At 65.3% G+C, this 12,872-nt stretch carries 11 protein-coding genes; 5 read left to right on the forward strand and 6 right to left on the reverse strand.

Translation table 11 applies throughout. From position 1 onward, the window contains the following. Positions 1 to 156: 156 nt before the first annotated feature. Genes WF331_RS03195 through WF331_RS03220 form a run of 6 tightly spaced genes read right to left on the reverse strand, consistent with a single transcriptional unit; the run spans position 157 to position 9,027 of the window. Entirely contained in the window at positions 157 to 630 is a 474-nt protein-coding gene (locus WF331_RS03195) for a chemotaxis protein CheW (RefSeq protein WP_049272963.1), read from the reverse strand. Then, positions 623 to 5,566, reverse strand: a complete 4,944-nt coding sequence (locus WF331_RS03200) for a hybrid sensor histidine kinase/response regulator (protein WP_340622653.1) — start codon at positions 5,564 to 5,566, stop codon at positions 623 to 625. The genes WF331_RS03195 and WF331_RS03200 overlap by 8 nt, the downstream gene beginning before the upstream one ends. Before the next feature lie 23 nt (positions 5,567 to 5,589). Then, complete coding sequence (locus WF331_RS03205; protein WP_340622667.1) at positions 5,590 to 7,614, reverse strand: methyl-accepting chemotaxis protein; 2,025 nt, start codon at positions 7,612 to 7,614, stop codon at positions 5,590 to 5,592. Positions 7,615 to 7,661: 47 nt separating this feature from the next. Next, on the reverse strand, positions 7,662 to 8,216 hold the full coding sequence (locus WF331_RS03210) for a chemotaxis protein CheW (RefSeq protein ID WP_016489540.1): 555 nt from the start codon (positions 8,214 to 8,216) through the stop codon (positions 7,662 to 7,664). Continuing rightward, positions 8,213 to 8,578 (reverse strand): twitching motility response regulator PilH, encoded by a 366-nt coding sequence (gene pilH / locus WF331_RS03215; RefSeq protein ID WP_016489541.1) that lies wholly within the window; start codon positions 8,576 to 8,578, stop codon positions 8,213 to 8,215. The genes WF331_RS03210 and pilH overlap by 4 nt, the downstream gene beginning before the upstream one ends. Before the next feature lie 47 nt (positions 8,579 to 8,625). Beyond that, on the reverse strand, positions 8,626 to 9,027 hold the full coding sequence (locus WF331_RS03220; protein ID WP_016501972.1) for a response regulator: 402 nt from the start codon (positions 9,025 to 9,027) through the stop codon (positions 8,626 to 8,628). 152 nt (positions 9,028 to 9,179) lie between these two features. On the opposite strand from WF331_RS03220, the gene gshB reads away from it, so the two are divergent. The 5 genes from gshB to pyrR all read left to right on the forward strand — a co-directional run bounded on the left by gshB (position 9,180) and on the right by pyrR (position 12,863). Next, positions 9,180 to 10,133 (forward strand): glutathione synthase, encoded by a 954-nt coding sequence (gene gshB, locus WF331_RS03225; RefSeq protein ID WP_016501973.1) that lies wholly within the window; start codon positions 9,180 to 9,182, stop codon positions 10,131 to 10,133. 91 nt (positions 10,134 to 10,224) lie between these two features. Continuing rightward, positions 10,225 to 11,130 carry an energy transducer TonB gene (locus WF331_RS03230; protein WP_016501974.1) on the forward strand — a complete coding sequence of 302 codons (906 nt, stop codon included), beginning with the start codon at positions 10,225 to 10,227 and terminating at the stop codon, positions 11,128 to 11,130. A gap of 170 nt (positions 11,131 to 11,300) precedes the next feature. Next, positions 11,301 to 11,870 (forward strand): YqgE/AlgH family protein, encoded by a 570-nt coding sequence (locus WF331_RS03235; RefSeq protein WP_016501975.1) that lies wholly within the window; start codon positions 11,301 to 11,303, stop codon positions 11,868 to 11,870. Then, positions 11,870 to 12,295 carry a Holliday junction resolvase RuvX gene (gene ruvX / locus WF331_RS03240; RefSeq protein ID WP_174370678.1) on the forward strand — a complete coding sequence of 142 codons (426 nt, stop codon included), beginning with the start codon at positions 11,870 to 11,872 and terminating at the stop codon, positions 12,293 to 12,295. The genes WF331_RS03235 and ruvX overlap by 1 nt, the downstream gene beginning before the upstream one ends. Positions 12,296 to 12,344: 49 nt before the next feature. Then, on the forward strand, positions 12,345 to 12,863 hold the full coding sequence (pyrR, locus tag WF331_RS03245) for a bifunctional pyr operon transcriptional regulator/uracil phosphoribosyltransferase PyrR (RefSeq protein WP_016489547.1): 519 nt from the start codon (positions 12,345 to 12,347) through the stop codon (positions 12,861 to 12,863). Positions 12,864 to 12,872 lie beyond the last annotated feature (9 nt).

Here is a 12,872-nt window from a genome sequence, read left to right on the forward strand (position 1 = left end):
AAACACAGACCTCTTCAGGTGGGCTGGGTTCCTGATGTGATGCTGATGGCCTCTTCGCGGGCATGCCCGCTCCCACAGGGAATGCACAGGACTCAAGGTCAGTGGTGTACCTGTGGGAGCGGGCATGCCCGCGAAGAGGCCCGCACAAGCATCATCCTACCCAATGTCAGGTTGCAGATCCGCGTCACGCACCAGCCTTTCCAGTGCAACCAGGTCCGGTACCCGAGCCACCTGCTCGCCCACCTGCACCGCCGCCAGTTCCAGCCTGCCCAGCGCCACATCCACGTAGTTCAACTGGCTGTCGAGCTTGCACGAGCGCGGTATGTCTTGCAGCAACAGCGCAAGGTAGCGCAGGCCGGTATCACCCAGGGCATTGAGCACCACCACTCGAGCCCGCTCACCGCACGGTGTTTCACCACCGCACGCCGCCTCGAAGCCGATCAGCGGCAGGCGCTGCTGCCGCCAGTCGATCCAGCCCAAGTGCCAGGCGGGGTCGCCGGGCTGGCACACCAGGTTGCGCTGGCCGCTCAGCTCGGCCACCGCCACGTTGGGCAGCACCAGGGTACGGTCACCCAACGGCAGCAACAGCCCGGTCAGGCTGCTGCGCTGGCCGGAGATCAGTTCAAGCATGGGTTTGGCTCCAGTGGGCAATGCTCTGCAACAGCAGCGACTCCTGATACGGCTTGCCCAGGTATTCGTTGACGCCGATGGCCATGGCACGGTCGCGGTGCTTCTGCCCGGTGCGTGAAGTAATCATGATGATCGGCAGGTCCTTCAACCGCTCGTCACGGCGAATGCGCGTGGCCACCTCGAAGCCGTCCATGCGTGGCATTTCAATGTCCAGCAGCAATACGTCGGGACGGTGCTCTGCCAGCAGGGCCATGGCATCGACCCCGTCCTTGGCCGTCAGCACGCTCATGCCGTGGCGCTCCAGCAGGCGGCTGGTAACTTTGCGCACGGTCACCGAATCGTCCACCACCATCACCAGTAACGCGCGCCGCGGCGCCGGGCCGAGCAACTGGCGCTGGGTGCCACCACCGGGCAAGCGGGCCAGGCGCCGCTGCTGGCCGCGCAACTGGCCAAGCAGGTCGAGAATCAGCACGACCCGGCCATCGCCCAGCAACGTCGCCCCCGACAATCCGGCAACCGCAGCAAACTGTGGCCCCAGGCTCTTCACCACAATCTCGCGGCTGGGCGACAGGCTGTCGGCCTGGATGGCGAACGACTGCTCCTTGGAATGCACCAGCAGCACCGGCAACGGCACGCTCTGCCCCAGCAGCGCGGGGCGCGGCAGGCCTTGCAGCAACTCGCCCAGGTAGCGCAGCTCGTATTCGTGGCCGGCGTAGACATAGCGGGGCGTGTCCAGCTGATAACAAGCCGCCAGCTCTGCCGGCGGTACGCGGACGATGCCCTCGATGGTGTTGAGCGGGATCGCGTATTGCTCTTCGCCCAAGTGCACCATCAGCACACGGTTGATCGATACGGTGAACGGCAGCCGGATCAAGAAGCGCGCACCCTTGCCCTGGGCCGACTCAATGCTCATCGAGCCACCCAGCTGCTTGACCTCCTCGTGCACCACGTCCATGCCCAGGCCCCGCCCGGATATCTGGGTGATCTTCTCGGCGGTGGAAAAACCCGGGCGGAGGATGAACTGTAGGATCTCGTGATCGCTCAAGTCCGCCTGCGGGTCCAGCAGGCCGCGCTTGATGGCCTTGCGCCGCACCGCATCCAGGGGTACACCGGCACCGTCGTCAATCATTTCGATAACGATATCGGCGCCTTCGTGCAGCAAATTCAAATGGATGGTGCCCTGCTCCGGCTTGCCAGCAGCCAGCCGCGCTTCGCGGCTTTCCAGGCCATGGTCGACTGCGTTGCGCAGCATGTGCTCCAGCGGCGCCACCATGCGTTCGAGCACACTGCGGTCCAGTTCGCCTTCGGCGTTGCCGACCACCAGTTCCACCTGTTTGCCCAGCTCGCTGGCCACTTGCCGCACCACACGTTGCAGGCGTGGCACCAGGCGTTCGAAGGGCACCATCAGGGTGGCGGTCAGGCCTTCCTGCAACTGGCTGTTCACCCGCGCCTGCTGCTGCAGCAGGCTGTAGGCCTCCTGGGCACGCTGGGCCAGGGTTTCCTTCAGGTCAAGCAAGTCCGAGGCAGACTCGAACAAGGCCCGCGACAGTTGCTGCAATTGCGAGTGGCGGTCCATTTCCAGGGGGTCGAAGTCATCATAGGCATCGCTTTCGAACGGCTGGCGGCTGGAGATCCGCCCCTGGGTCTCGATATCCAGGCGCAGCAACTGGTCGCGCATGCGCTCCAGGGTGGTTTCCATCTCGTTGAGGGTGAACTGCGCATCGTTGACCTGCTGCTCGATGCGCCCACGGATGATCGAGTGTTCGCCGGCCAGGTTGCCCAGGTCATCGAGCAACTCGGCGTCAACCTTGACCATGTCGCCTGGCGCCCGCTCTGGCGCTGTCGCCGGCACCTCGCTGGTGGCGGCTTCGACCGGCCCTTGGCCAGCTGCACTGTCGGTCAGGGCTGCGCTGCTGAAGTTACGGATATAGTCGATCAGCGCCGTGGCAGCATGCAATGGCTGCCCCAGGCGCACGGCATCAAGCATGTGCGCCAGGCGGTCATGGCAGTTCTGCAGCAACGCGAACAGTGGCGGGCTCGGCGGCAAACGCCCGGCCGCCAGCAGCTCGTAGAGAAACTCCAGTTCGTGGGCCAAATCTCCGATCGGGGCAATTTCGACCATGCGCGCCACGCCCTTGAGGGTGTGCAGATCGCGCATCAGGTTGTCCACCTCGACGCTGCTGCGCGGGTCGGCCTGCCAGCGTGCCAGGGATGCGGCGGCGCTCTCGACGATGTCCGAGCTTTCTTCGAGGAACACTTCCAGCAGCTCTTCGCCGGGGCTTTCCGGCTCTTCAGGCAGTGGCTCGGCCACCTCTGGCTGCAAAGGGGTATGCGACAGCCCCAGGGTATCCGTCAGGTCCATGTCCGGGTGCAGCGGGGTGACCGTGTCGATGCCCACCAGGCCGGTGGCATCCGGGGCCAGGGCCTGGTCCAGCAGGTTGCGCAGGCTGTCGACAAGCTCTGGCCGTGACGCGATATCCTGCCCGGCCGCCACTTCGTCGAGCATGTCCAGCAGGGCTTCATGGCCGTGCTGCGCCTGGGCGAAAAAGCGTGCATCGGCGGGCAGGCTGCCCTCTTCTACCGCGCCATACAGGTCCAGCAAGGCCTCGCACACCTCATCCATCTGCCACAGGTCGGCCAGGTGCGCGGCGTGGCCCAGGGTGGTCATCTGGTCGAGCAGTGTATCCAGTGCGTCACGCTGGCCAGGCTGTTGCTGCCAGCGCGACAGCAACGACTCGGCATCGAGCAGAATGTCCATGGCCTGGGCGAGGAAACTGGCAACCAACTGCGGGTCGCGCTTGCTGCGCCGGGCATGCTGCGGTTCGTCATGCACGCTGGCCAGGCGGTTATCTACTGCCTGGCCAACTGTTTCGATCAGCTCCGCTGCGCCTGGGATGGCTGCCAGCGGCGTGCTGTCCAGTTGCGCCAGGCCCAGATGGAACAGCGAGCGCGCGGTTTCCAGCCATTCGATCTCGGCCATTTGCAGGGGCAGTTGATGGCCCTTGTATTCACGGGCCAGGCGGTCGAAGGCGGTGGCCAGCTCGGCGACCGGCATCACCCCGGCCATGGCGGCGCTGCCCTTGAGCGTGTGCAGGGCACGTTGCAGGCCATCGCTGACCGGCGTGTCATGGCCGTCGGCGCCCTGCAGGAAGGCATCGAGGCTGGCCAGATGGCCCAGCGCCTCACTGCGGAAGATATCCAGCAATTGCGGATCGAGGCCATCGATATGGGCCGCCGCGGGTGCGTCGTTTTCAGCCAAGGCATGCAGGTGCCCCGCCAGTTGTTCGATTTCGGTCAGTTGCGGCAGCTGGCCGGCGGCAAAGTCGGCCAGCAGATCGGGCAGATGGACGAACACCTGTTGCAGGGCCACCACGCCTTCAGGGCTGAGCACACTCCGGCCCTCCAGCACCCGGTTCAGCAGGTGCTCGGCGCCCCAGGCCAGTTCGGCCACCGCCTCGGCATGCACCATGCGTCCACTGCCCTTGAGTGTATGCAGCGCGCGGCGCACTTCCCCCAGTGCTCCGCGCTGCTGGTTGTCCGCACGCCAGCGCAACCAGTGGCGCTCGATTTCCGGCAGCAACTCGCCCGCTTCTTCGAGGAACACCTCGCGCAGCTCGTCATCAATGCCATCGCCCTCGGCATCCAGGCCCGCGCGGGCGTCCGCCTGCGCACAGTGCACGCCCAACGCCGCCAGGCTGGCGCGCGCCATGTCGATGAACGGCTGGCCATCCGCCAGCGGGTCGGCCACCCGCCACTGCAGGTAGCACTCAGCGGCGCTCAGGGCCTCGGCCAGGTGGGTCAGCTCGTCAGCGGGTGGCTCATCCTCAAGGTGCTGCAACCAACGCTGCACATAGCTTGCGCAGCCGGCGATCAGCTCGGCCACGGCGGGCAGCATCAACATGGCCAACGCCCCGCGAACCTGCTGCAACAGCCCCGGCAAGGGTTGCAGGCGCTGCCGGGGCCAGTCGGACTCCAGGTAATCGCCGATCAGGTCTTTGCCCTGCTGCAATACGTTCAGCGATTCGTTCAGCACCAACTGGCGTATCTCGGCCAGGTCCGAACCTGGCAGCCCGCCTTGGCCGTTTTCCTCCAGCGGGCCGACCATGCCGTTCAGGGAGGCTTCCACATACAAGAGGGCGCCCGCTACATCCATCAACACCGCGTCGTCTACCGCCCGTTCGCCCTGGGCCAGGGCCTGCAGCGCCAGCACCTGGTCGATGATCACCCGCCGTGGTTGCTGGAAGCCCAGCACAGCCAAGGTGTCGGCTACGTGGCGCAGGGGCGCCAGCAGGGCATCGAGCTGCTCGCTGTGCTGACGGTCGCTGCGCACGAACTGGTCGAGGCGCTCCTTTATGCGCATGAGGTCGTCGCACAGCGCGGTCACCACCGACCGCAGCGCATCGCGGCCTGGCCCGGCCTGTAATTGATCGCGCCAGTTGCCCAGCGACAGGTCGAGGTTGGCCAGGTCATCGGAGCCGGCAAAGCGCTGCGCAGCACCGCTGATCAGGCTGGCCTGGGCCAGCGGCTCGATGCCACGGCAGGCGCGCAGCTGGTTGAGCAGCGGCAGCATCACCAAGGGCAGGTCGTGGCGCGCACCACGCAAGCGCTCAAGGTATGAGGGCAATTGCTCCAGGCCGCGGAACAACGCCCCCAGGCAATCACCCCGCGGGCTCACCTGGCCTTCGGCCAGAGCCTTGGCGAACAGTTCCAGCTCTTCGGCCAGGCGCGTCGCACCTCGCAGTTCGAGCATGCGCAGGCAGCCGTGCACCTGGTGCAGGTTGTCGACCACGAAGGCCAATATCGACAGGTCGCCGGGCTCGCCGGCAAAACGCTCCAGCGCCTGGCGCGCCTGGCCCAGGCAGTCGAGAATGGCAGCCTTGGTCCAGGCCAGCGCCACCGTGTCGTGGCGCTCGGGGCTTACAGCAGCAGATGCCATGGTCACTTCCTCGGCGCGGCGCCTCACTTGGGCTCGGCAGGTGGTGGCAGGGTGAAACCGGACACCGAACGGCGCATCTCGCTGGCCATGCGGGCCAGGTGGCGAATGCTGTCGGCAGTGGCACCGGAGCCGGCGGAGGTCTGCGCGGTAATCTGCTGGATGACCGCCATGGTGTGGGAGATCTGCCCGGCCGACGAAGTTTGCAGCTGGGCAGCGTCGGAGATGCTGTGGATAAGGTCGGCCAGGTTCTGCGATACCCCTTCGATCTCGGCCAGCGCCACCCCGGCATCCTGGGCCAGGCGGGCGCCGCGCACCACCTCGGCGGTGGTCTGTTCCATGGAGATCACCGCCTCGTTGGTGTCGGCCTGGATGGTGCGCACCAGCGCCTCGATCTGGCGGGTAGCCGAGGACGAGCGTTCGGCGAGGCGCTGCACTTCGTCGGCGACCACGGCAAAACCACGGCCGGCCTCACCGGCCAGCGAGGCCTGGATCGCCGCGTTGAGGGCCAGGATGTTGGTCTGGTCGGCAATGTCGTCGATCAGGCTGACGATGTCGCCGATTTCCTGGGAGGACTCACCCAGGCGCTTGATCCGCTTGGCGGTGTCCTGGATCTGCTCGCGAATGTTGTCCATGCCATTGATGGTGTTATGCACCACCTCGTTACCCTTGTTGGCGATGGCCACCGAGCGTTCGGCTACCTTGGCCGATTCGTAGGCATGCGCGGACACCCGGTCGATCGACTCGACCATGTCGCCGACGGCCTCGGAGGCCTCGCTGATCTGCTCGGCCTGGTGCTCGGACGCCTTGGCCAGCTGGCGAGCGGTGTTTTGCGTGTCCTGCACGGCCGCAGCCACCTGCACGGCGCTGTGGTTGATGGTGGCCACAAGGTCGCGCAGCTGGTCCACGGAATAGTTGATCGAGTCGGCAATGGCGCCGGTAAAGTCTTCGGTTACCGATACGGTCACGGTCAGGTCGCCATCGGCCAGCTCCTCGATTTCGTCGAGCAGGCGCATGATCGCCTGCTGGTTGCATTCGTTCTTTTCCGCCGTTTCGCGCAGCTGGCGGTTGGTGGTGCGCACCATGACCAGGCCGATGAGAATGATCGAGGCCAGCGCCAGCACGCCCAGGGCATAGCCGCCCACAGTATCGAGGGTGCGGCCGCCGGCCAGGTTCTCGAAACCGTTGGCCAGGTGCGACGCTTCGTCGAGCAGGGTTTGCGACAGGCTGAAGATGTTGCCGGCAGCTTCGCGCACGCGGAACAGTTCGGGCGAGGTTTCGAGGATTTCATCCACAGAACCGGCGACGAACTGGAACAGTTCGGCGATTTCCGCCAGCCGCGCGCGGGCGTCGGCGTCTTCGACGCGGGTTATCTGGATTGCCGCGTTGCCGCTGAGCATGCCCTCAAGCACCTGGCCAAAGCGCCCGGCATCGCGGCCAAAAGCGTCGGCCGCCTGGGCTGCGGCATCGTCACCGGCCAGCACAGTGTTGACCGAACCAAGGATGCGCTCGGCCAGCAACAGTTGGCGCTGGGCCACCGCCACCTGGTTGGCCGGGGCGCCGCTTTGCAGCAGGATCTCGACCACCTTCTCGTATTCCACCTGCAACTGCGGCACGGTTTCGGCCAGGGTCGCCGCTACCTGGTGCAGCGACAGCACAGTCTGCTCGCTGGCCAGGATGGTGTCGGTGTTCTTGCGCAGGTTTTCCCAGTCGCGGCGTACCGATTCCATCTCGTCACGCACCGTGGGCGGCGCGGGCGGCAGGCCGGTGGACTTGTCACCCTGGCGCAGGTAGCCCCAGCGCCGCTCAAAATCGTTGCGGGCATCCGACAGCAGCTTGAAGGCCAGGGCCTTGCCGGTCGCGGCTTCAGTGGCGTTCTTGGCGATACGTTGCGACAGCACTCGCAGTTCCCCGGCATGGCCGATGTACTGCTTGTCGTAATTGGACTGGGTGTTCAGGTACGCGAAGTTGGCGAACAACAGGATGATCGACAGGATCAGGATCAAAAACAGCACAGTGATCTGCGCGATGCTGCGGGTACGCGGGCTCACGGTGGTTGCGGTAACGGAGGTGGCAGGCTTGTTCACGTTCGCAGGTCCTATAACGCCACATCGAGAAAGCCCGGCGCCTGGGCCAGGGCGAAGGGGCTGAAGATCGCCCAATTGCGTTCACGCGGGAAATGCCCCTGCACAAAACGTGCAGCGGCGCGCAGCAGTGGCTGGGGCGGCGAGAGCTGCAGGCTGTCCAGGTCAAAGTGCTGCAAGCCCAGTACCTCGTCCACCAGCAGGCCGACGAACAGGGCCTCGTGGTCCAGCACCAGCACCCGCCGTTGCTTGCCCGGGGCGGCGTGGCCCAGGCCGAAGAAGCTGCTCAGGTCCATCACCGGCAACAACCGGCCGCGCAGGTTGGCTACCCCGCACACCCACGGCTGCACACCGGGGACGCGGCTGCTGCGCGGTTCACGCAGCACCTCGGCCACCTCGCCCATGGGCGCGACAAACCACTGCCCGGCAATGCGAAAACCGATACCGCTCCACTGTTGCAGGCGGTTGTCTTGCGGCGGTTGGTCGGCGACCAGCAGGCGACAGCGCCGGTCAATGTCCAGCAACAGCTCGAAGGCGGTCAACGACGCGCCTTGCGGGCGGGTGGTCAAGCGCCTAGCACTTCTTTGAGCTTGGCGATCAGGTCGTCTTCTTCCACGGGCTTGGTCACGAACCCCCTCGCGCCCTGGCGCTTTGCCCAGATGCGATCGGTTTCCTGGTCTTTGGTGGTAACGACCAATACTGGAATGGCGCTGGTCTCGGGGTCCTTGCTCAGTTGCCGGGTCGCCTGGAAGCCGTTGAGAACAGGCATGACGATATCCATCAACACTGCATCGGGCTTTGCCTGACGCGCCAGCGCCACGCCATCGGCACCGTTGCTGGCTTTGAGCACCTCATGGCCGTGCTTTTCAAGCCATCCGGCCAATTTGTACATCTCTGTCGGCGAGTCGTCGACAATCAGAACTCGGGCCATGCTGTTTCCCCATCAGGAAAGTAAGGCCGTGCCATGGCGGGGCGCGGTCAGGGTGCGTGTTGTGGAGGCGCGGTAAACCCGGGCACGTGGGCGCGGATCGCGTCGAGCAGCTCTTCCTTGCTGAACGGTTTGGTCAGGAACTGATCAGAGCCGACCACCCGGCCGCGGGCCTTGTCGAACAGGCCATCGCGCGACGACAGCAGGATCACCGGGGTGTCCTTGAAAGCACTGTTGTGCTTGATCACGGCGCAGGTCTGGTAGCCGTCCAGGCGCGGCATCAGCACATCAACGAAGATGATGCTGGGCTGGTGGTCGACGATCTTGGCCAGGGCATCGAAGCCGTCGCTGGCGGTGATCACCTCGCAGCCCGCTTCACCGAGCAGCATCTGCGCGGTGCGGCGGATCGTGCGGGAATCGTCGATCACCATCACCTTCAGGGGTTGTTCCATAGACGCCTACCAATGGAAATTAGCTGCACTTTTAGCATACTCCGGGTGGCCATTCCATCTGCGCCGCCCCTTGACCGGCGGCGTTCGCGGCGCCACCCTGAGCCACTTTTCTTTCGCCATCGCGGCCACCTGCCGCCAAGAGGAACCACCCCATGAGCGTTCGCCTCGGCATTGTCATGGACCCCATCGCGTCCATCTCCTACAAGAAGGACAGTTCGCTGGCCATGCTGCTGGCCGCCCAGGCACGCGGCTGGAGCCTGTTCTACATGGAACAGCAAGACCTGTACCAGGGCGAAAGCAAGGCCCGCGCCCGCATGCGCCCGCTGAAGGTGTTTGCCGACCCGGCGCACTGGTTCGAGCTGGGCGAGGAGCAAGACACCCCACTGGCCGAGCTGGACGTGATCCTGATGCGCAAGGATCCACCCTTCGACATGGAGTTCGTCTACAGCACCTACCTGCTGGAGCAGGCCGAGAATGATGGCGTGCTGGTGGTCAACCGCCCGCAGAGCCTGCGCGACTGCAACGAAAAGATGTTCGCCACGCTGTTCCCGCAGTGCACCACCCCAACCCTGGTCAGCCGCCGCCCGGACATCATTCGCGAATTCGCGGCCAAGCATGTTGACGTGATCCTCAAGCCGCTGGATGGCATGGGCGGTACGTCGATCTTCCGTCACCGCGCTGGCGACCCCAACCTGTCGGTGATCCTCGAAACCCTGACCGCACTGGGCACCCAGCAGATCATGGCCCAGGCTTACCTGCCAGCGATCAAGGACGGCGACAAACGCATCCTGATGATCGACGGCGAGCCAGTGGACTACTGCCTGGCGCGTATTCCGGCCAGCGGCGAAACCCGTGGCAACCTGGCCGCTGGCGGGCGTGGCGAAGCGCGCCCGCTGACCGAGCGCGACCGCTGGATTGCCGCCCAGGTCGGCCCGACCCTGCGCGAGAAGGGCTTGTTGTTCGTGGGCCTGGACGTGATCGGCGACTACCTCACCGAAATCAACGTCACCAGCCCCACGTGCATCCGCGAGATCGATGCTGCCTACAACACCGATATCGGTGGCAAATTGATGGATGCCATTGATCGCCAGCTCAAGGCGCGCTGACAGCCAACGCGAAGCAAAGCCGCAGAGTGGGGTATGATGCCGGTCCTATTCGACTGAGCTGCTGCCCCGCCCAGCAGTTGCTGGATACCTGATGACGCTGCCCGCTGACATCCCCTCCGACCTGCTGCCGCCCCGTGTTCGCCCCGTGGACCGGCTCGGCTTTACCCTGTTCCTGGCTGCCCTGGTGCACCTGGCGCTGATTCTTGGCGTCGGCTTCACCGTGGTCAAGCCTGCCGAAATCCGCCACACCATGGACATCACCCTGGCCACCTTCAAGAGCGAGAAAGCGCCCGAGAAGGCCGACTTCCAGGCTCAGGACAACCAGCAGGGCAGCGGCACACTGGACAAGAAAGCGGTGCCCACTACCACCGAACTGGCGCCGTTCCAGGACAGCAAGATCAACAAGATCACCCCGCCACCCGCCGCCAGGCCCGAGGTGGTACCACCCCCTACCCCACAAAAGTCGGCGGTAGTGACGACTGCGCCCAAGCCGCAGAAGGTCGAACCCAAGCCCAAGGAAAGCAAGGCCCAGCCCAAGCCGGCGGCGCCAGCGCCCGACTTCGACAGCTCGCAGCTGTCCAGCCAGATCGCCAGCCTGGAGGCGGAGCTGTCCAACGAGCAGCAGATGTACGCCAAGCGCCCGCGCATCCATCGCCTGAATGCCGCCTCGACCATGCGCGACAAGGGCGCCTGGTACAAGGAAGAGTGGCGCAAGAAGGTCGAGCGGGTGGGCAACCTGAACTACCCAGACGAAGCGCGTCGGCAACAGATTTACGGCAACTTGCGGATGATGGTGTCGATCAACCGCGACGGTTCGCTGTACGAAGTGCTGGTACTGGAATCGTCCGGGCAGCAGGTGCTGGACCAGGCGGCGCAACGCATCGTGCGGCTGGCAGCGCCGTTTGCACCGTTTACCGGGGATCTGGCCGAGTTTGACCGGCTGGAGATCATCCGCACCTGGCGCTTTGCCCGTGGGGACCGTTTGTCCAGCAACTGATTTACTGCCTGTAGTGGCCCATTCGCGGGCACGCCCGCTCCCACAGGATCTTCATTGAATCTGAAGCCTGCGGGGTACCTGTGGAAACGGGCATGCCCGCGAAGAGGCCCCTACAATCGACACAAATCCGCACCTTGTCAGCCTCGCCGCCTGGCGCCACACTATCCCCCATGAAAACCCTCGCCCCGAGCTACCTCAAGCACCAGTTCCTGATCGCCATGCCGCACATGGCCGATCCGAACTTTGCCCAGACCCTCACGTACATTGTCGAGCACAATGAACATGGCGCCATGGGCCTGGTGGTCAACCGGCCGCAGGAACTGAGCCTGGCCGACATCCTCGAGCAGCTGCGCCCGGACGAAACGCCGCCGGCCAGCACCTTGCAGGTGCCGATCTACCAGGGTGGCCCAGTACAGACCGACCGCGGCTTCGTGCTGCACAGCAGCGAATGCAGCTTCCAGGCCACCGTGGCCCTCGAAGGCCTGTCGCTGACCACATCCCAGGATGTGCTGCTGGCCATCGCCGCCGGGGTGGGCCCGAAACAGAGCCTGATCACACTCGGTTATGCCGGCTGGGAAGCGGGCCAACTGGAGGCGGAGCTGGCCGACAACGCCTGGCTCAACTGCCCGTTCGACCCGGAAATCATCTTTGACCGGGCCAGCGACCTGCGCCTGGAAGCAGCGGCCGCCAGCCTGGGCATCAACCTGCACCTGCTGACCAGCCAGGCGGGCCACGCCTGATGGCCGAACTACGCCTCTTGCTGGGTTTCGACTACGGCAGCAAACAGATCGGCGTGGCCGTCGGCCAGGTGATCACCGGGCAGGCACGCGAGCTGTGCACCCTGAAGGCGCAGAACGGCGTGCCGGACTGGGCCCAGGTGGAAAAGCTCATCAATGAGTGGAAACCCGATGCCATTGTCGTCGGCCTGCCGTTGAACATGGACGGCACGGCCAGCGAGATGAGCGCCCGCGCCGAAAAGTTCGCCCGCCGCCTGAACGGCCGCTTCAACCTGCCCGTGCATACCCACGACGAACGCCTGACCACCTTCGAGGCCAAGGGCGAGCGCATGGCCCGTGGCGGCCAGCGCGGCAGCTACCGCGACAACCCGGTCGATGCCATCGCCGCCGCCCTGTTGCTGCAAGGCTGGCTGGAGGCCAATACCTGATCATCTTTGCCGCCGGGCCCGCCCGGCGCACCCTTCCGAGGAGCCCGCAATGAGCCTACCCAATCCCGCCGACCTGATTCGGCAGATGGCTGTCGACCTTCGTGCCCACCTGGCGCGCCGGGCAATCACCGAGCCCCGTTACATCGGTATCCGCACCGGCGGTGTATGGGTTGCCCAGGCCCTGCAGGAAGCCATGGGCGACAGCAGCCCCATGGGCACCCTGGACGTCTCGTTCTACCGCGACGACTTCAGCCAGAACGGCCTGCACCCGCAAGTTCGCCCGTCCGAGCTGCCTTTCGAGGTCGAGGGCCAGCACCTGGTGCTGGTGGATGACGTACTGATGAGCGGTCGCACCATCCGCGCGGCGCTCAACGAACTGTTCGATTACGGCCGCCCGGCCAGCGTCACCCTGGTCTGCCTGCTGGACCTGGATGCCGGCGAATTGCCGATCCGTCCGAATGTGCTCGGTGCCACCCTGTCGCTGGCCGCCCATGAACGGGTAAAATTGACCGGACCCGCACCGCTCGCCCTCGAGCGCCAGGACCTCGCCTCCGCTTCCGCCCTTTAAGAGTCCCCC

Source organism: Pseudomonas sp. YNh (genome assembly GCF_037993085.1).
Taxonomy (GTDB): Bacteria; Pseudomonadota; Gammaproteobacteria; order Pseudomonadales; family Pseudomonadaceae; genus Aquipseudomonas; species Aquipseudomonas putida.

Bases quoted from the DNA above. Each gene is read 5' to 3' on its own strand.
- WF331_RS03195 (WP_049272963.1), bottom strand. From the start codon at position 630: ATGCTTGAACTGATCTCCGGCCAGCGCAGCAGCCTGACCGGGCTGTTG.
- WF331_RS03200 (WP_340622653.1), bottom strand. From the start codon at position 5,566: ATGGCATCTGCTGCTGTAAGCCCCGAGCGCCACGACACGGTGGCGCTG.
- pilH (WP_016489541.1), bottom strand. From the start codon at position 8,578: ATGGCCCGAGTTCTGATTGTCGACGACTCGCCGACAGAGATGTACAAA.
- WF331_RS03220 (WP_016501972.1), bottom strand. From the start codon at position 9,027: ATGGAACAACCCCTGAAGGTGATGGTGATCGACGATTCCCGCACGATC.
- gshB (WP_016501973.1), top strand. From the start codon at position 9,180: ATGAGCGTTCGCCTCGGCATTGTCATGGACCCCATCGCGTCCATCTCC.
- WF331_RS03230 (WP_016501974.1), top strand. From the start codon at position 10,225: ATGACGCTGCCCGCTGACATCCCCTCCGACCTGCTGCCGCCCCGTGTT.
- WF331_RS03235 (WP_016501975.1), top strand. From the start codon at position 11,301: ATGAAAACCCTCGCCCCGAGCTACCTCAAGCACCAGTTCCTGATCGCC.
- ruvX (WP_174370678.1), top strand. From the start codon at position 11,870: ATGGCCGAACTACGCCTCTTGCTGGGTTTCGACTACGGCAGCAAACAG.
- pyrR (WP_016489547.1), top strand. From the start codon at position 12,345: ATGAGCCTACCCAATCCCGCCGACCTGATTCGGCAGATGGCTGTCGAC.